Source organism: Thermus amyloliquefaciens (assembly GCF_000744885.1).
Taxonomy (GTDB): domain Bacteria; phylum Deinococcota; class Deinococci; order Deinococcales; family Thermaceae; genus Thermus; species Thermus amyloliquefaciens.
In genome coordinates, this window is record NZ_JQMV01000003.1 from 1,868,083 (window position 1) to 1,884,092 (window position 16,010).

General features: G+C 68.1%; 17 protein-coding genes and 2 pseudogenes. 8 read left to right on the forward strand and 11 right to left on the reverse strand.

The features are described 5' to 3' along the window. Window positions 1-26: 26 nt before the first annotated feature. Entirely contained in the window at window positions 27-356 is a 330-nt protein-coding gene (locus BS74_RS10075; protein WP_185747725.1) for a YraN family protein, read from the reverse strand. Window positions 357-382: 26 nt separating this feature from the next. Then, window positions 383-1,734 (reverse strand): annotated as a pseudogene (locus tag BS74_RS10080) (PASTA domain-containing protein). A 60-nt stretch (window positions 1,735-1,794) separates the two neighbouring features. Here BS74_RS10080 and BS74_RS10085 point away from each other — a divergent pair. Next, window positions 1,795-2,337 (forward strand): NAD(P)/FAD-dependent oxidoreductase, encoded by a 543-nt coding sequence (locus BS74_RS10085; protein WP_038058389.1) that lies wholly within the window; start codon window positions 1,795-1,797, stop codon window positions 2,335-2,337. 45 nt (window positions 2,338-2,382) lie between these two features. Here the strand turns inward: BS74_RS10085 and BS74_RS10090 are convergent, their stop codons facing one another. Continuing rightward, window positions 2,383-3,153, reverse strand: a complete 771-nt coding sequence (locus BS74_RS10090; protein WP_038058391.1) for an SDR family NAD(P)-dependent oxidoreductase — start codon at window positions 3,151-3,153, stop codon at window positions 2,383-2,385. 4 nt (window positions 3,154-3,157) lie between these two features. Next, a complete protein-coding gene (locus BS74_RS10095) occupies window positions 3,158-4,285 on the reverse strand; it encodes an alanyl-tRNA editing protein (RefSeq protein ID WP_038058393.1) in 1,128 nt (375 codons plus the stop codon). Window positions 4,286-4,306: 21 nt separating this feature from the next. Here BS74_RS10095 and BS74_RS13050 point away from each other — a divergent pair, with 21 nt between their 5' ends. Genes BS74_RS13050 through BS74_RS10105 form a run of 3 tightly spaced genes read left to right on the forward strand, consistent with a single transcriptional unit; the run spans window position 4,307 to window position 6,343 of the window. Then, window positions 4,307-4,438 (forward strand): hypothetical protein, encoded by a 132-nt coding sequence (locus BS74_RS13050; RefSeq protein ID WP_281173175.1) that lies wholly within the window; start codon window positions 4,307-4,309, stop codon window positions 4,436-4,438. Window positions 4,439-4,467: 29 nt separating this feature from the next. Further along, window positions 4,468-5,199 (forward strand): pseudouridine synthase, encoded by a 732-nt coding sequence (locus tag BS74_RS10100; protein WP_038058395.1) that lies wholly within the window; start codon window positions 4,468-4,470, stop codon window positions 5,197-5,199. Between the two features lie 10 nt (window positions 5,200-5,209). Further along, window positions 5,210-6,343 carry a VanW family protein gene (locus tag BS74_RS10105; protein WP_038058396.1) on the forward strand — a complete coding sequence of 378 codons (1,134 nt, stop codon included), beginning with the start codon at window positions 5,210-5,212 and terminating at the stop codon, window positions 6,341-6,343. On the opposite strand, the gene BS74_RS10110 is transcribed toward BS74_RS10105, so the two are convergent. The 6 genes and pseudogenes from BS74_RS10110 to BS74_RS10135 form a co-directional block, all read right to left on the reverse strand. Then, window positions 6,285-6,554 (reverse strand): cupin domain-containing protein, encoded by a 270-nt coding sequence (locus BS74_RS10110; protein WP_038058399.1) that lies wholly within the window; start codon window positions 6,552-6,554, stop codon window positions 6,285-6,287. The two genes, BS74_RS10105 and BS74_RS10110, sit on opposite strands and share 59 nt — an antisense overlap. Beyond that, window positions 6,554-9,157: a type I DNA topoisomerase gene (topA, locus tag BS74_RS10115; protein WP_038058400.1), complete on the reverse strand. Its 2,604-nt coding sequence runs from the start codon at window positions 9,155-9,157 to the stop codon at window positions 6,554-6,556. Before topA ends, BS74_RS10110 begins: the two co-directional genes overlap by 1 nt. Window positions 9,158-9,210: 53 nt before the next feature. Next, window positions 9,211-9,792, reverse strand: a pseudogene (locus BS74_RS12700) (transposase); the annotation flags it as partial. After that, the gene (locus tag BS74_RS12705) at window positions 9,771-10,133 is read right to left on the reverse strand and encodes a hypothetical protein (protein ID WP_051946690.1); all 363 of its coding nucleotides are present in this window, start codon (window positions 10,131-10,133) and stop codon (window positions 9,771-9,773) included. The gene BS74_RS12705 and the pseudogene BS74_RS12700, both read right to left, overlap by 22 nt. Before the next feature lie 193 nt (window positions 10,134-10,326). After that, a complete protein-coding gene (locus BS74_RS10130; RefSeq protein WP_038058402.1) occupies window positions 10,327-11,637 on the reverse strand; it encodes an acetyl-CoA hydrolase/transferase family protein in 1,311 nt (436 codons plus the stop codon). Further along, the gene (locus tag BS74_RS10135; protein WP_038058404.1) at window positions 11,634-12,692 is read right to left on the reverse strand and encodes an alanine dehydrogenase; all 1,059 of its coding nucleotides are present in this window, start codon (window positions 12,690-12,692) and stop codon (window positions 11,634-11,636) included. Before BS74_RS10135 ends, BS74_RS10130 begins: the two co-directional genes overlap by 4 nt. Window positions 12,693-12,779: 87 nt before the next feature. Here BS74_RS10135 and BS74_RS10140 point away from each other — a divergent pair, with 87 nt between their 5' ends. The 4 genes from BS74_RS10140 to BS74_RS10155 all read left to right on the forward strand — a co-directional run bounded on the left by BS74_RS10140 (window position 12,780) and on the right by BS74_RS10155 (window position 15,492). After that, window positions 12,780-13,256: a DUF456 domain-containing protein gene (locus BS74_RS10140; protein WP_038058406.1), complete on the forward strand. Its 477-nt coding sequence runs from the start codon at window positions 12,780-12,782 to the stop codon at window positions 13,254-13,256. A gap of 62 nt (window positions 13,257-13,318) precedes the next feature. Beyond that, complete coding sequence (locus tag BS74_RS10145; RefSeq protein WP_185747726.1) at window positions 13,319-13,573, forward strand: glutaredoxin family protein; 255 nt, start codon at window positions 13,319-13,321, stop codon at window positions 13,571-13,573. A gap of 8 nt (window positions 13,574-13,581) precedes the next feature. Next, window positions 13,582-14,412 carry a prolipoprotein diacylglyceryl transferase gene (lgt, locus tag BS74_RS10150; protein ID WP_185747754.1) on the forward strand — a complete coding sequence of 277 codons (831 nt, stop codon included), beginning with the start codon at window positions 13,582-13,584 and terminating at the stop codon, window positions 14,410-14,412. A gap of 9 nt (window positions 14,413-14,421) precedes the next feature. Further along, window positions 14,422-15,492, forward strand: coding sequence for a cystathionine beta-lyase (locus BS74_RS10155; RefSeq protein ID WP_038058409.1), 1,071 nt, complete (start codon window positions 14,422-14,424; stop codon window positions 15,490-15,492). Window positions 15,493-15,530: 38 nt separating this feature from the next. Here the strand turns inward: BS74_RS10155 and BS74_RS10160 are convergent, their stop codons facing one another. After that, the gene (locus BS74_RS10160) at window positions 15,531-15,995 is read right to left on the reverse strand and encodes an Hsp20/alpha crystallin family protein (RefSeq protein WP_038059171.1); all 465 of its coding nucleotides are present in this window, start codon (window positions 15,993-15,995) and stop codon (window positions 15,531-15,533) included. Between the last annotated feature and the right edge of the window lie 15 nt (window positions 15,996-16,010).

Consider the following 16,010-nt stretch of genomic DNA (forward strand, 5'->3'; position numbering starts at 1 on the left):
AGCCTGGGGAGGGGGCTCGGAGCGGGCTACACTTCCAGAACCAGGTGCTCCAGGCGGTGGGCTTTGGGGGTGCCGTGGACCAGGACGGCCTCGAGGCGCACCGGGAGGTCGTCCCGCTTAAGGAGGTGGCGGGCACTTTTCAGGAGGCGCTCCACCTTTTTGGGGGTGAGGGCCTCGAGGGGGGTGCCGAAGGCCGGGGTGCTCCTCTGCTTCACCTCCACCAGGACGTAGACCCCATCCTTTTCCATGAAGAGGTCCACCTCCCCAAAGGGGGTGCGGCGGTTCCGGCCCAGAAGCCGGTAGCCCCGCTCAAGAAGGTAGGCAAGCGCCCGGTCCTCGGCCCAGCCTCCCTTCACGCCCTCCTCCCCAAACCCAGGGGTCCTCAGGGGACCCACTCCTGGAAGAGCTCCCCATCCAGGTACAGGCGGAAGCGGCCCTCCCCCACCACCTCATAGGTGCCTGAGACCCCAAGGCCCTCCCGGCCTTCCCCCTCGTAGACCAGGTGCTCCCCCCGGTCATCCAGAAGCACCAGGCGCACCTGGCGGCCCTCCGCCTCCTGGGGCAGATTCAGGGCCAGGGTCACGGTGCGGGCCTCGGGAGCCGGAGGCGAGGGGGGGTTCAAAACCCCCACCCGCACCTCTCCCCTTGCCGCCACCCTTAGGCGCACCCCGCTCCCCGGGGGCATGGGGGTTCCGGGGGCGGGCTCCTGGGCCAAGACCGCGCCCGGGGGGCTCCGGAGGGCACCTCCTCCACCTGGACCTGCAGGCCCATGGCGTTCAGGAGGAAAAGCGCCTCCTTTTGGCCCAGACCCGTGAGCTGGGGCAGGGGGACCGTGGGGCCCATGGAGGCACCACGGGACACCAGAAGCCGCACCGAGGCCCCAGGGGGCAAGGGGGTGCCGGGGGGCGGATCGCTGGCCAAGACCGTGCCCAGGGGCTCGGGGCTTTCCACCTGGGCCACCCCAGCCAGGCGGTACCCCAGCTCGGAAAGCCTGGCCTCGGCCTCCTCCTGGCGGAGCCCCGTCAGCTCGGGCAAGGGGTTCAGCCGGGCCTGGTTTAGGGTGAGGCGCACGGTGCGCCCGGCCCTAAGGCGGGTTCCCGGCGGAGGCTCTTGGGCCAGCACCACCTCCTTGGGCTTGCTGGGGTCGTTCCCCTCCGCCACCTCCAGCCTAAGCCCCGTATCCTTCAAAAGGAGAAACGCCTCCCTGGCGGTCTTGCCCACCAGGTCTGGCACCCTATACTCCGGGGGGTTAAAGTAGCGGTAAAACCCTTGGGCCAGAAGCCCCACCCCTAGGAGGAAGAGGAGGAGGCCCGGGGCCACCCCCAGAAGAAAGCCAGGCCGAGGGCGGGAAGGGGTCCGGGCCAAGGCCCGCCGGGCAGGCCCCAGGGGCCAGGGGGACAGGTAGGCCACCCCTTCCTCGGCCATGGCCAGGTGCTCCGGGCCGAAGCCCAAGGGGGCCAGAGCCTCGAGGGCCGCCCGGGGCGGCGTTTTCCGGGCCAAGGGACGCTCGGGGAAAAAGGCGTAGTAACGCCCGGGCTTGGCGGAAACCACCGCCTCCACAAGCCCCAGCTCCTCTAAACGTTTGATGGCCGCCCGGTACCGGTAAAAGCGCTCCCTGTCCTCGGGGGTGCGCACCTGGAAGAAGAACACCAACCCGCCCTCCACCCGATAAAGGGTGACGCCCTCCCTTTCCTCGAGGGTCTCCAGCACCGGGTAGCGGTCGTCCAAGATCATGCGCCGCCGATTATACCTTGCCTTCTCCCCTCCCTTCCCGACCCATATACTCTAAAAGGTATGTGGGATGTTCTCGTGGTAGGCGGCGGCCCCTCGGGTCTTTCCGCGGCCCTTTTCCTGGCCCGGGCCGGGCTGAAGGTCCTGGTGCTGGATGGAGGCCATTCCAAAATCGCCCAGGTGAGCCGGGTTCCCAACTACCCAGGCCTCTTGGAAGAGCCCTCGGGCGAGGAACTTCTCCAAAGGCTAAAGGAGCATGCCCAGCGCTACGGGGCGGAGATCCAAAAGGGCGTGGTCAAGGGGGTCCGGGACCTGGGGGGGGTTTTTGAGGTGGAAACCGAGAAGGGCGTGGTGGAAGCGGAAAGGCTCCTCCTCTGCACCCACAAGGACCCCACCCTGCCCTCCCTCCTGGGCCTGACCCGAAAGGGCCTCTACATCGACACCGACGAGATGGGGCGCACCAACTACCCCCGGGTTTACGCCGCGGGGGTGGCCCGGGGCAAGGTGCCCGGGCACGCCATCGTGAGCGCAGGGGATGGGGCCTATGTGGCCGTGCACTTGATCTCCGACCTCCGGGGGGAGCCCTACAAGGACCACGCCACTTAAGCGCCAGGGGGTGGGCTCCCCTGCCGAAGCCGCAAGGGGCCTCCTTCACACCGGCCTGCCCGCCATCATGAAGCTGGCGGTCATCCCCCCATCCACGGGCAGGATGGCCCCGGTGACGAAGCTGGCCTTCTCCGAGGCCAGGAAAAGCACCGCCTCCGCCACCTCCTCCGGCTGGCCCAGCCGCCTCAGGGCGTGGAGGTCCTCCCAGTCCCGGCGGGTCCTCTCCGGGTCCTCGGAAAGGGCGATGGCCTCCAGCACCGCCTCCGTGGCGATGGCCCCCGGGGCCACGGCGTTCACCCGGATGCCCAGGGGGGCCAGGTCCAGGGCCAGGGAGCGGGTGAGGTTGACCAGACCCCCCTTGGAGGCGTTGTATGCGGCGTTCTCCTGCTCGGCGAAAAGCCCCTGGACGCTGGCCACGTTCACGATGGCCCCTCCGCCCACCTTGGCCATCTCCCTGGCCGCCAAGGCGGAGAGGTGCATGGGGGCGGTCAGGTTGACCTCCAGGACCCTCCGCCACTCGGAAAGCTTCACGGTAAGGGCCGAGCCCGGGGTGCTGGTGGCGGCGTTGTTCACCAACACGTCCACCCGCCCCAAGGCGTGGGCCGCCTCCTCCACGAAGCGCACCCGGTCCCGTTCCTGGGCCAGGTCCGCCTGCACGAAAAAGCCCCCGATCTCCTCCGCCACCCCCCACCCCTCAGGGAGGAGATCGCAAAGGGCCACCATGGCCCCTTCCCGGGCGAAGGCCCGGGCGATGGCCCGGCCGATGCCCCGGGCCGCCCCCGTCACCAAGACCCCCTTCCCCTCAAAAAGCCCCATGGCCTTAGCTTACGAGGCTCGGGTCCAAGGCCTCGGCCACCCGTTCCCTGGGCAGGCTACCCTGCACCACCTCCTTCCCCCCGCCCTTGGCCCCCAGGGCCTTGAGCCTTTGCCAAACCGCCTCCCGGCCAGGGCCTAAGGTGGCGAAGCGGCCCTCGGGGGAAAGGAGCAAGAAGGTCTTCTCGCTCCAGGAAAGAAGCCTTTTGGCCAGGTGCCCCAAAAGGGGGTAGGGCACCAGGAGCACCCCCTCCGCCAGGGCCCTGGGCAAGAGGGCCTCCACCAAGGCCTCCTTAAGCTCCTGGTTCTCCCCCTTCAGGGCGTAAAGCTCCTCCTGTAGCTTGCGCACGGGCTTTTCCAGCTCCAGGGGATGGGCGGAGAAGGAAAGGGCCAGGCGGGAAAGCAGGGCGTGCTTGGCGTGGTAGTCCTCCAAGGCCTCCCACCCCGCCATGAAGTACACCCGGCTTCCCCCCTTGTACCGCTCCCACTTCAGCACCTTGATGGGCCCGGCCTGGGCGCTGGTCTTAAGGTGGGTGCCCCCGCAGGCCGCCAGGTCAAAGTCCCCGATCCGCACCAGCCGAACCTGGCCCTGGACCTTGGGGGGCCGCCTCAAGGGGTACTGGGCAAGCTCCGCCTCCGAGACCCAGAAGGCCTCAATGGGGTAGTCGGCGTACACGGCGAAGTTGGCCAGGGCCTCGGCCTCCTGGACCTGGGTGTCTTGGGCCTCCTCCTCGAGGTCCACCGTGGAGACCGGGCTATCCAGGCTCACGGCCACCGTGTGGTACCCCCCGGCCCTCAGGAGGGCCTGGGAAAGGAGGTGCTGGGCGGTGTGGCGCTGCATGTGGCGGAAGCGCCTATTCCAGTCAATCTCCCCCTCCACCTCCGCCCCCTCGGGGATGGGGGCGGAAAGGCGGTGCACCACATCCCCGAAGGCCTTGGCCTCCTCAAACACGTGGAGAACCCGCACCTGGCCAAACTCCCCCCTCAGCACCCCTGTGTCCGCGGGCTGCCCCCCAGACTCCGGGTAGAAAAGGGTCTGGGAAAGCACGGCATGGTGGCCCTTCTCGTCGCTCCAGGCCCGCACCACCCGGGCCTGGAAGCGGGTGGCGTAGCTGTCCAGCTGGTAAAGCCTCATGCCCCTTAAGATAAGGTGAGGATGGCACCCTTGGACTGGGAGGAGGGGGAGAGGTGGTTTTCCCAGGCCCAGCACACCCTGGCCTCCGGCCAGAGGGACCTGGACATCTGGCGGTGGGCCTTGGAGGCATGGCGTGGATTCAAAGGCCCTTAGGAAACGGATGGCGGGGCAGGAGGTCCTGTATGAAGGGAGAACGCTTGGACCGGCTTCTGGCCCGCTTGGGCCTGGGTAGCCGCAAGGAGGTGGCCCGCCTGGTGCGGGCCGGGCGGGTGCGGGTGGCGGGGGAGGTGGTTCGGGACCCGGGCTTCCACGTCCCGGAAGGGGTTCCCTTGGAACTGGACGGAAAGCCCCTGGCGGTGCGCCGCCACCACCACGTCCTCCTGCACAAGCCCGCAGGGTACGTGACGAGCCGGTCCGAGGGGCCCAGCGTCTACGCCCTCCTTCAGGGCTTCCCCACCCGGGACCTCTCCCCGGTGGGCCGCCTGGACAAGGACACCGAGGGGCTCCTCCTCTTCACCACCCATGGGGAACTCCTCCACCGCCTCACCCACCCCCGGCACAAGGTGGAAAAGCGCTACCTGGTCCACCTGGAGCGCCCGGCCACCGCGGAGGACCAGGAGGCCTTTCGGCAAGGCCTCTTCTTGGATGGCGCCAGGCTTCTCCCCGCGGAGCTCTCCTGGGACCAGGACCCCACCCGGGTGGAGCTCGTCCTCCGGGAGGGGCGCTTCCACCAGGTGAAGCGCATGTTCCAGGCCCGGGGGAACCGGGTGCTCTACCTGAAGCGCCTCTCCTTGGGACCCTTGGAGCTGGGGGACCTGCCCCAGGGGGAGGCCCGCTACCTCACCCCGGAGGAGGAGGCGGCGCTGTACCGGGCGGTGGGCCTTTTCACAGAGCATTCACAGGGTACGTGGTAGATTTCCTCCCATGCGGCGCTGGGGATTTTGGGTATTGCTCCTCGGCCTGGCCCTGGCCCAAGGCGGGGATGGTTTGCCCGCTCTCAGGGCGGTGCTGGTCCTGGAGGAAGACGTTTTGGAAGAGGGCCTGCTCCGCACCTACGTGGGGAGCCAAACCTTTTCCGTGGCCTCCGAGGCGGAGTTAAAAGCCCTTTTAAAGAAGCTGGCCCGCGACCCCAGGCCCCCCCGCTTCGTCTTCCAAGGGGGGCGGTGGCGGGGGGTGGAGAAGAAGGGGCTCGCCTTCAGCGAGGCCGAGGCCTTGGCGGCCTACCGCCAGGCACGGGATGCGGGCAAGAAGAGCTTCCTCCTGCCCGTGCGCTACACCTACCCCACCCCCAGCTTGAAGGAGCTCTACGTGCTGGGGGTCAGGGAGCACCTGGCCACGGGGGAGACGAGCTTCCGCGGCTCCAGCCGTGAGCGGACCCATAACCTCCTCCTGGCCTCCAGCAAGCTGGACGGCCTCCTCATCCCCCCGGGGAGGTTCTCCTTCAATGCGGCCCTGGGGCCCGTGACCGAGGAGGAGGGGTACAAGCAAGCCTTTGTCATCGTGGGGGACCGCACGGAGCAGGGGGTGGGGGGCGGGGTCTGCCAGGTTTCCACCACCTTGTTCCGGGCCTTTTTCCTGGCGGGGCTTCCCATCCTGGAGCGCCACGCCCACAGCTACCAGGTGGCCTACTACCGGCCTCCGGGGCTGGATGCGGCGGTCTTCCAGCCCTACAAGGACCTCAGGGTGCTGAACGACACCCCGGGGCACATCCTGGTGCAACGCTCCGTCCAGGGCACCACCCTCCGCTTCCACCTCTTCGGCACCAAGGACCGGGAGGTACGCTGGGAAGGCCCCTTCGTCTCCGACACCCGGCCCCCCCTTCCCACGCGGGAGATCGTGGACCCAAGCCTCCCCCCAGGAGCCCGCAAACAGGTGGACTTCGCCGCCGAGGGGGCCAGGGTGGAGGTGCGCCGCTGGGTGCGCTACCGGGATGGCCGGGTACGGGAAGACAAGGTGGTGAGCGTCTACAAGCCCTGGGGAGCGGTCTTCCTGGTGGGGCCTACCCCACCTCCAAAATCACCGCCCGCTCCACCGGCACCAAGCGGTGGGGCTCCGTGACCTGGGCCGCCTCCCCCCTCTTTAAGTGGAGGTAACGGCCCCCAGGCAGGTCAATCACCAGCTCCCCTTCCAGCACCAGGTAAAAACCCTGGCCTTGGCGTTCTTCTTGGGAAGCCTCGAGGGCCAAGGAGTACGCCCGCACCGGCAGGCCGGGAACCTCCACCCTCCCTTCCCGGGCCAGGCGCAGGAGGTGGAGCTTATAGCTTTCCATCAGGTAACCGCCTCCTTCCTGGCCCGCCCCTTGCGCATGCGCAGCTTAAAGAGGGCCCGCTGGGCCAGCCTAACCTCCTCTGGGGAAAGGGGTTCACCCCGGGCCAAGGCCTCCGCCGCCCTGCGCTCCTCCGGGGCCAGCTCGCCCAGGAAGGGTTTTAGCTCCTCCCAGTCCTTGGGCGGTTTGGGCGGGGAGGCCCCTTGGCCTTTGGGCTTCTTCCCCGTGCGCCTCGAGGCCCCCGAGGCGGCCCCGCCCCGGGCGGATCCCCTGCCCTTGGCGGCCGAGGGCTCCTGGGCCCTGGGGGGAGGGATCAGCTTGGGATCGTGTGCCGGACAAGCGGGGTTGATGCAGGCCCCTTCCCCTTTCTTCACCAGCGGCCAGCCGCAGGAAGGGCAGGTCTGCTCCAGAAGGGGATGGAAGGAAAGGAAGTCGCAGGCGCTGTTTTCGCACTTGTAGTAGGGCTTTCCCCGCTTGCTCCGCTTTTCCAGAACCCGCCCGCCGCACTTGGGGCAGGCCTGGCCCGTGGGGTTACCGTCGTCCCGGGTGTAGTCGCACTGGGGGTAGCCGGAGCAGGCGATGAAGCTTCCGTAGCGCCCCTCCTTCCGCATCAGGGGCCTGCCGCACTTGGGGCAGGCCTCCCCGATGGGCTCCGCCTCCTTTTTCTCCAGGGGCTCGGTGTAGGTGCACTCCGGGTAGCCCGTGCACCCCAGGAACTGGCCGAACCGGCTCACCTTCAGCTCCAGGGGCCTGCCGCACCTGGGGCAGGTCTTCTTGGGCACCTGGCTCAGCTCCTCCAAAAAGGGCTCGTAGAACTCCCACACCACCTTGGGCCAGGGGACCTTGCCCTCCTCCACCTGGTCCAGCCCTTCCTCCATCTGGGCGGTGAACTCGTAGGCCACCACCCGGGGGAAGCGCTCCTTCAGGTAGCGGACCACCTGCCGCCCCAGGGGGGTGGGGAGGAGGGTGCGTCCCTTTCGCTCCACGTAACCCCGCTTCTCCAGGGTCTCCAGGGTGGGGGCGTAGGTGGAGGGGCGGCCGATGCCGAGCTCCTCCAGGGTCTTGACCAAGGTGGCGTCGGTGTAGCGGGGTGGGGGCTCGGTGAAGTGCTGCTCGGGCCTTACCAGTTGCAACCTGGCCTCCGCCCCCTGGGGCACCGCGGGCACGGGGGGGGCCTCCTCTTCCTCCTCTGGCTCCCGCCAATGGGTTTGCCCTGCGGGCAAAGCCTCCCCTTCCCGGCCCCAGGCCTTCAGGTAACCCTCAAACCGGAGCACGGAGCCCGCCGCCCGGAAGGTGAAGCGGGGCTTTCCCCCTTGGCTTTCCAGCAGGACCACCGTCTGCTCGTAGAGGGCGTCCTTCATCTGGCTGGCCAGGAAGCGGCGCCAGATGAGGTCGTAGAGGCGGTACTCCTCCTCGGAGAGGTGCTTTCGCACCTGCTCTGGGGTGCGCCTCGGGTCCGTGGGCCGGATGGCCTCGTGGGCGTCTTGCACACCCTCCCTGCGGTTCCGGTAAGCCCTGGGGGCTTCGGGGAGGTACTCGCTCCCGAAGACCTCGCCGATGACCTCCCGGGCCTGGGCCACGGCCTCGGGGGAGACGCGCACCGAGTCCGTGCGCATGTAGGTGATGAGGCCCACGGTGCCCTCGGGCAGGTCCACACCCTCGTAAAGGCGCTGGGCGATGCGCATGGTGCGGCTGGCGGTGTAGCCCAGGCGGGTGCTGGCGGCCTGTTGCAGGGTGGAGGTGGTGAAGGGGGGCGGGGGGGACTTGCGCCTTTCCTTGACCTCCACCTGGGCCACCCGGTAGGGGAAAAAGCGCACCTTTTCCGCCAGGGCCAGGGCCTGGGCCTCATTTTCCAGGTGAACCTTCCCCTCCTTCTCCCCTTGCCCGGTCCAAAGGCGCTGGCCGTCCACCTCGTGGAGGAGAGCGGGGAAGGTCTTGCCCTGGACCTCAAAGAGCCCCTCGAGGGTCCAGTACTCCTCCCGCTGGAAGGCCTCGATGGCCTCCTCCCGCTCCACCACGAGCCTCAGGGCCACGCTCTGCACCCTGCCGGCGGAAAGGGCCCGCTTGCGGAACTCCAGGGAAAGAAGGGGGGAAAGGTTGTAGCCCACCAGGCGGTCCAGAACGCGCCGGGCCTGCTGGGCGTCCACCAGGTTCTGGTCTATGGGCCTGGGGCGCTCCACCGCCTGCCGCACCACCTTGGGGGTGATCTCGTGGAACTCCACCCTTAGGGGCTCCTTGGGATCGCGGCCCAGAAGCCGGGCCACGTGCCAGCCGATGGCCTCCCCCTCCCGGTCGGGGTCGGTGGCGATGAGGAGGCGCTTGCCCTGAGCGGCCCGCTTGAGCTCCTCCACCACCCTCTTCTTCTCCCGCTTCACCTCGTAGGTGGGGGCGAAATCCCGCGCCACATCCACCCCAAGCTCCCTTTCGGGCAGGTCGGCCACGTGGCCCAGGCTGGCCCGCACCTCGTAGCCGGGCCCCAGCATCTTTTGGATGCTCTTGGCCTTGGCGGGGGACTCCACCACCACCAAGGTGGCCGCCTGCGCCCCTTGCGGCCTGGCCCCAGAGGGCTTTGAGGCGGGGGCCTTGCGAAGTCTTTGGGTCGGCATCGCCCCCTATTTAGGGCCCTCGAGGGGAGCTTGTCAAGGGCAGCAGGGCTTGCCTAGTAAATCGCCTTGTACCCCCCCTGAGGGGGAAGCAGGGTGAGCAGGATGCGCAGGCCGTAGGCAAGGAACTCCATAAAGGCCCGCCACATGGCCGTATGCGGTTTCCGCTCCTGCAAATAACCCCTCCGCAAACGCGTCTTCATCCCCCCAAACACCCCCTCCACCACCCCTCGCCTCCGATACACCTCCCCGTCCCACCTCGCCGCTACCTCCCGCCGCACCTCATCCCGCACCTCTCCCCCTCCCCGCAGCCGGATCAGGGGCCACACCCCAAGCCCTCGCACCACCTCCCACACCTCCCTCCCGTCAAAGCCCGCGTCCCCCAAAAGCACCCCGCCCCCCAGCCCAAACCGCAGGAGCACCCCCGCCCCAAGCCTCGGGTCAGGGGCATACGCCCGCCCCACCCCGCCCCCCCAAGGGGCCAAAAGCTTCTGCCCCCTCCTCCACCGCACCAGGGCCAAAAGCCGGCTGTGCCCCCGCATCCGCCGCTCCTCCTGCCCCCTGCGCCAGCGCAGCACCGTGTCTTTGCTACGGTAGGCCAGCCCCGTGCTGTCCATCAAGAAAAGGGGGGTTCCCCTTCCTCTTGGGGAAGCCGGGCTTCCACTTCCTGTACCAGCCGTTCCAGCAGCGCCTGCAGCACCTCTTCGTTCAGGTGTTTCTGTGCATAGGCGGCCAGGGCCTGGTGGGAGGGGAAGGGGCCCTCTAGGAGGTCCTGGAGATGGGCCTCTGTGGCTCGGTAGGTGAGACCGTAGAAGGCGCGGAAGAGGAGGAGGGCCAGGTACAGGGCATGGGTGTAGCGCCAGGGTCTGCCGCGGTGGCCTTTGGGGGTGGGTGGGGCCACCTCTTGGGCCAGGTACAGGCAGAGCTCCAGGACTTCCTTGGGCCTCGGTTCCCTTCGGACGAAACCGCGCTTGCCCATCTCGGGAAATGCATAACTCAAGAGGGCTTGCAAGGCAAGCCCAGTAGCAAACGAAGGCATTTATGACCCACCCATTCGCAACTGGTCCTACGACACGCGCTTTTCCCTTGGAGAGCTTCCCCCTCTTTCCCCGCGCTTTGTGTACCTAAAGCAGGAGCGCTTCCTCAGGTACTTTAAGCGCTAGGGCCCAGCCCTAAGGGCCCGGGCGGAACCCCGGATAGCTCCTGGGCAAGAGTTTCCGCTCCCAGGCGGCCTTTAAGAGCTCCTCCCGGAAGTCGGGGTAGGCGATGCCGATGAGGGCCATGGCCCTCTCCCTCAGGGAGCGGCCAAAAAGCTCCGCTACCCCCCACTCCGTGACCACGTAGTGCACGTCCGCCCGGGTGGTGACCACCCCCGCCCCCGGTTTCAGGTAGGGAACGATGCGGCTATGCCCCTTGGCGGTGGAGGGAAGGGCGATGATGGGCTTCCCCCCCTCGCTCCTCGCCGCCCCGCGGATGAAGTCCAGCTGGCCCCCGAAGCCGGAGTAGATGCGGGTGCCGATGGAGTCCGCCACCACCTGCCCGGTGAGGTCCACCTCGATGGCGGAGTTGATGGCCACCATCTTGCGGTTCTGGGCCACCACGAAGGGGTCGTTCACGTAGTCCGCGGGGTGGAGCTCAAAGAGGGGGTTGTCGTGGACGAAGCGGTAGAGCCTTTCCGAGCCCAGGACGAAGGTGCCGATGACCTTGCCGGGGTGAAGGGTCTTCCTGGCCCCGGTGATGAGGCCCTTCTCAAAGGCCTCCAGCACCCCGTCGGAGATCATCTCCGTGTGCACCCCCAGGTCCCGCCTGCCCTCGAGGCTGGCCAAGACGGCGTCGGGGATGGCCCCGATGCCCATCTGCAGGGTGGCCCCGTCCTCAATCAGGCCCGCCACGTGCTCCCCGATGCGCCTTTCCACCTCGCCAAACCCCTCCCGCTTGAGCTCGGGCAAGGGCCATTCCATCTCCACGATGGCGGTGAGGCGGGAGACGTGGACGAAGGTGTCCCCTAGGGTTCGCGGCATCCTGGGGTTCACCATGGCGATCACGATAGGGGCGGCCTCGAGGGCCGCCTTGGTGGCGATCACCTCCACCCCCAAGGAGCAGAAGCCGTGCTCATCGGGCGGGGAAACCTGGACGATGGCGGCATCCAGGAGGAGGATGCGGCGCTTGAAGAGCCAGGGCACCTGGTGGAGCATGATGGGCACGTAGTCCGCCCGGCCCTGGTTCACCGCCTCCCGGTCCGTGGGCCCCACGAAGAGGGAGCGGCGCCGGAAGTGCCCCTCCATCTCGGGGGAGGCGAAGGGGTCTTCCCCCATCTGCAGGAGGTGGACGAGCTCCACGCCCTCCAGCTCGTCCTTGCGGGCGGCAAGGGCCTTGAGGAGGGGCGTGGGGGTGGCGGCGTTGCCGGAGACGAAGACCCGCATGCCGGAGCGGATGAGGGAAACGGCATCCTCAGGAGAGGTCAGCTTCTTGCGGTAGCTCATTCCAGGTGGCCTCCTTTCTGGCCCAGGAGGAGGTAGGCCCCTTGCCGGAGCTCGGGAACCCCCAAGGGGTCCTCCTCCACCTTCAGGAGAAAGGGCAAAAGGGTGGCGGTGAGGGCATGGCTGCTGGTCCGGGGCACCAGGGCGGGGACGTTGGGGAGGCAGAAGTGGGTGATGCCCATCTCCTGGTACACCCCCACCCGGCTGGTCTCCGCGATGCCCCCCTGGTCGATGGCGAAGTCCAGGAGGACCGCCCCCGGGCGCATGCGGGCAAGCAGGTCCCGGTTGAGGAGGAGGGGGGCCCTTTCCCCCGGCACCGCCACCGCCCCCACCAGGACATCGGCAAAGGCCACGTACCGCTCCAAGCGGGTCTGGGTGACCAGGGCGGTGACCGCCCCCCCGGCCTCCTTGGAGGCCTCCTCCAGGGCGGAAAGCTCCTTGTCCAAGAGGTAGACCGAGGCCCCCACCCCCAGGAAGGCCCGGGCCGCCGCCCTTCCCAAAACCCCCGCCCCCAGGATGACCACGTCCGCCGGGGGAATCCCAGGCAGCCCCGAGAGCAGCACCCCGGGGCCGAAGGGAGCCTCCAAAAGCCTTCCCGCCACCTGGGGGGCCAGGCGGCCCGCGATCTCGCTCATGGCCTTGAGCACGGGACGCCTCCCCCCAGCCCCGATGAGCTCGTACCCAATGGCCGTCAGGCCCTTCTCCGCCATGGCCTCCACCAACGAGGATTCCGCCACCGCCAGGTGCAGGAAGGCCATGACCGTGGCCCCAGGGCGGAGGAGGGCGATTTCCTCGAGGGTGGGCCGGCCCACCTTCAAGACCACCTCCCCCCGCCCAAAGGCCTCCTCCCGGCTCACCAACCGGGCCCCGGCCCGCTCATAGGCCTCGTCGGGAAAGCCCGCCCGCTCCCCCGCCCCCCGTTCCACATAGACCCGGTGACCCCTATCCACCAGCTCCCGCACCCCTTGGGGGGTAAGGGCCACCCGCCCCTCCCGCACCTCCCCGAAGGGGGGTTGGGTCTTGACCACGCCCTGCTCCTTGGGTAGGCCAAACTCCATACCCGCCTCCTCGCCTTGAGCTTAAGGGGAAAGCCGGGGGCGGATGTCCCTTGCCCTTCTCATGGAATCCCACCCTAGGCTTGTTCTGTGAACGCCTTCGCCGATTGGCTCTTCGTGGTCCTTTGGGGCGCAGGGGTGCTCCTGACCCTGGTGCCCCTCGTCCCCGCCACCCTTCTGATCCTGGCCGCCGCCCTTCTCCACGAGGCCCTGGTGGGCTTCGGGGAACTCTCCTTGGGCCTGTGGCTGGCCCTGGGGGTCCTGGCCCTTTTGGCCATGAGCCTGGACAACCTGGCCACCCTTCTGGGGGCCAGAAGGTACGGGGCGGGGCGGGCGGGGCTTTGGGGGGCCTTTTTGGGAGGGATTCTCGGCCTCTTCCTGGGGGTGGTGGGGGTCCTGGTGCTGCCCTTCCTCCTGGCCTGGCTTTTTGAGTACCTCTCGGGGCGCAAACCCGAGGAGGCCCTCAAGGCGGCCTGGGGCACCCTGGTGGGCCTCATGGGGGGCGTGGTGGCCAAGGTGATCGTCCACGTGGCCATGGGAATCCTGGTGATCCGGGCCGTCTTCTGACGCCATCCCCACCTGGCCTTGCCCGGTTGGGGGCCCCGGCCCTCCCCCCCCCAGGCCAAGGTATGCTTTTCCCCATGGACCTGGTCTTCGTCACCCGGGAGGGATGCGGCCTGTGCGAGAAGGCGGAAAGGGCCCTTTGGACCTTGGGGATACCCTATGTGCGCCGGGAGGTGGACCAAGACCCCGAGCTCTTCCGCCTCTACACCTTGCGGGTGCCCGTGCTCCTGCTGGGGGATAGGGTGCTTTTGGAGGGCCTTTTTGACGAGCGGTCCCTCCTGGAACTGGCGCAAAGGCTCCCAAGAGGGGGTGAGGCATGAACCCCACCATGATCCAGATCGGCCCCTTGCGCATCCAGTGGTACGGCTTCCTCCTCACCTTGGCCATCTTCATCGGCTTTGAGTTGGCCAAGCGCAGGCTTAGGGCCTGGGGGTTGGATGCGGAGAAGTTTGAGACGGTGGCCTTCTGGGCGGTGGTTTTCGGGGTGGTGGGGGCCAGGCTGGGCTACGTCCTCACCTCCCCCGGCTACTTCCTGCAGAACCCGGTGGAGGTCTTGTACATCTGGCACGGGGGGCTTTCCTTCCACGGGGCCATCCTGGGCGGGGTACTGGTCTTCCTCTACTACCACCGCCGGAGGGGCTACCCCTTGTGGCCCTACCTGGACGCCGCCACCCCTGGGGTGGCCCTGGGCATCATCGCCGGGCGCATCGGCAACCTCATGAACGGCTCCGACACCGTAGGCCGCCTCACCTCCTTGCCCATCGGTTTCACCTGGCCGGAGTGGGCCAAGGGCTTCCCCGGAATCTGCCCAGGCATCGACGACATCTCCCAGGTTTACCGGTGCCAGGAGCTCCTGCGGGGCCCCGTGCACCTCACCCAGATCTACGGGGCCCTGGTGGGCCTCATCCTCCTCCCCCTGGCCTACCGCTGGCTGAGGAAGCGGCCCTTTTACGGCTACGCCTTCTGGAACTTCCTCCTTTGGTACAGCATCCTGCGCTCGGTTTTGGAGGAGCCCTTCCGCCTCAACCCCCTTTGGCTTCCCGTGTACCGGAACGACGAGCTGGGCATCGGCCTCTTCACCGCCACCCAGGTGGTGAGCCTGCCCCTCGTCCTCCTTTCCTGGTATATGCTCCGGCGACTGGGAAGGGGCTCTGGGTAAGATAACCCCATGGAGCTTCCCCCCCGCAAGGACTCCCTCAAATGGGGCACCTACCCTGAGGACGTCCTGCCCCTTTGGGTGGCGGACATGGACTTTCCCATCGCCGAGCCCATCCGCAGGGCCCTACGGGAAAGGGCCGAGGGGTTTTTGGGCTACCCACCCCGGGAGGGGGACCAGGAGCTCAGGGCCCTCATCCTGGAAAAGGTGGGCCTGGAAGGCGAGCTGGCCTTCATGCCCGGGGTGGTGGTGGGGCTCTACGGGGCGGTGGCCGCCTTCACCGCCCCCGGCCAGGGGGTCCTGACCCAGGTCCCCGTATACCCTCCGTTCTTATCCGCCATACGCCAGCAGAAACGCACGGTTTTGGCCAATCCTTTGAGGGAAACGGAGGAGGGGTACCAGCTGGACCTCGAGGGCCTGGAGCGCCTGGCCTACGCCAGCCGCCTCCTCCTCTTCTGCCACCCGCAAAACCCCACGGGAAGGGTCTATGGGGAGGAGGAGCTTTCCGCCTTGGCCGCCATCGCCCGCAAGCACGACCTCATCGTGGTTTCCGATGAGCTCCACGCCCCTTTGACCTACGGGAAAACCCACGTGCCCCTGGCCCGCTTCCTCCCGGAGCGCACCCTTACCCTCTTGGGACCGGGAAAGGCCTACAACCTGGCCGGACTGCCCATCGGGGCGGCGGTGGGGCCCAAGCCCCTGGTGGAGGCCCTGAAGCGCCACCTCCCCCACACCTTCCCCAACGTCCTGGCCATGGCCGCCTGGAAGGCCGCCCTCCTGGAGGCCGATTCCTGGCTCCAGGAGGTCCTCGGACGGCTCAAGGCCAACCGCGACCGGGTGGCGGCCTGGGCCAAGGAGGTGGGCCTCGGCCACCATCCCCCGGAGGGCACCTACCTGGCCTGGCTCAAAACCCCTATTCCCCAGGCGGCCTCCTTCTTCCTCAAGGAGGCCCGGGTGGCCCTGAACCCCGGGGAAAACTTCGGGGAGGGGTACGATCGCTACGTGCGCCTCAACTTCGCCACCTACCCGGAGGTGCTGGAAGAGGCCCTAAAGCGCCTGGCGGAGGCCCTTAAAAAGGGGTGAACCCCCGGGGCGCTTCCCGGGGGCAAGGGGGCTTGGGCTTACTGGACCACCTCAATGGGGATCCGCTTGGCCCGGGCCTCGGCCACCTTGGGCAGGGTGAGGCGCAGGATCCCGTGGCGGAACTCCGCCTTGGCCTGGGAGGCATCCACCTCCACGGGAAGGGTGAAGGTGCGCACGAAGGAGCCATGGGAGAGCTCCTGGAGGTAGTAACGGCGCACCTTGGCCTCCTCGGCGGGCTTCACCTGGCCCCGCACCGTGAGCTTGCTGCCCTCGAGGCTCACCTCGAGGTCCTCCGGGGAGAGGCCCGGCACCGCCATCTCCAGGACCAAGGCCTCGTCGGTCTCGTAGAGGTCGGCAGGGGCCACAAAGGTAGCCACGGGCCGGGCAAAGTCGCCTAGAACCTCCTCAAAGAGCCGGTTGGCCTCCTCCAGGAGGGACAAAGGACCCCAGGTGCGGAAGGGGGTAACCTCCACGGGGCGCGCATCCCTACGAACCAGGGCCATACCTATCACCTCCCG

Coding starts and splice junctions, on each gene's coding strand:
- BS74_RS10085 (WP_038058389.1), top strand. CDS start 1,795: ATGTGGGATGTTCTCGTGGTAGGCGGCGGCCCCTCGGGTCTTTCCGCG.
- BS74_RS10090 (WP_038058391.1), bottom strand. CDS start 3,153: ATGGGGCTTTTTGAGGGGAAGGGGGTCTTGGTGACGGGGGCGGCCCGG.
- BS74_RS10095 (WP_038058393.1), bottom strand. CDS start 4,285: ATGAGGCTTTACCAGCTGGACAGCTACGCCACCCGCTTCCAGGCCCGG.
- BS74_RS13050 (WP_281173175.1), top strand. CDS start 4,307: ATGGCACCCTTGGACTGGGAGGAGGGGGAGAGGTGGTTTTCCCAGGCC.
- BS74_RS10100 (WP_038058395.1), top strand. CDS start 4,468: ATGAAGGGAGAACGCTTGGACCGGCTTCTGGCCCGCTTGGGCCTGGGT.
- BS74_RS10105 (WP_038058396.1), top strand. CDS start 5,210: ATGCGGCGCTGGGGATTTTGGGTATTGCTCCTCGGCCTGGCCCTGGCC.
- BS74_RS10110 (WP_038058399.1), bottom strand. CDS start 6,554: ATGGAAAGCTATAAGCTCCACCTCCTGCGCCTGGCCCGGGAAGGGAGG.
- topA (WP_038058400.1), bottom strand. CDS start 9,157: ATGCCGACCCAAAGACTTCGCAAGGCCCCCGCCTCAAAGCCCTCTGGG.
- BS74_RS12705 (WP_051946690.1), bottom strand. CDS start 10,133: ATGGGCAAGCGCGGTTTCGTCCGAAGGGAACCGAGGCCCAAGGAAGTC.
- BS74_RS10130 (WP_038058402.1), bottom strand. CDS start 11,637: ATGAGCTACCGCAAGAAGCTGACCTCTCCTGAGGATGCCGTTTCCCTC.
- BS74_RS10135 (WP_038058404.1), bottom strand. CDS start 12,692: ATGGAGTTTGGCCTACCCAAGGAGCAGGGCGTGGTCAAGACCCAACCC.
- BS74_RS10145 (WP_185747726.1), top strand. CDS start 13,319: ATGCTTTTCCCCATGGACCTGGTCTTCGTCACCCGGGAGGGATGCGGC.
- lgt (WP_185747754.1), top strand. CDS start 13,582: ATGATCCAGATCGGCCCCTTGCGCATCCAGTGGTACGGCTTCCTCCTC.
- BS74_RS10155 (WP_038058409.1), top strand. CDS start 14,422: ATGGAGCTTCCCCCCCGCAAGGACTCCCTCAAATGGGGCACCTACCCT.
- BS74_RS10160 (WP_038059171.1), bottom strand. CDS start 15,995: ATGGCCCTGGTTCGTAGGGATGCGCGCCCCGTGGAGGTTACCCCCTTC.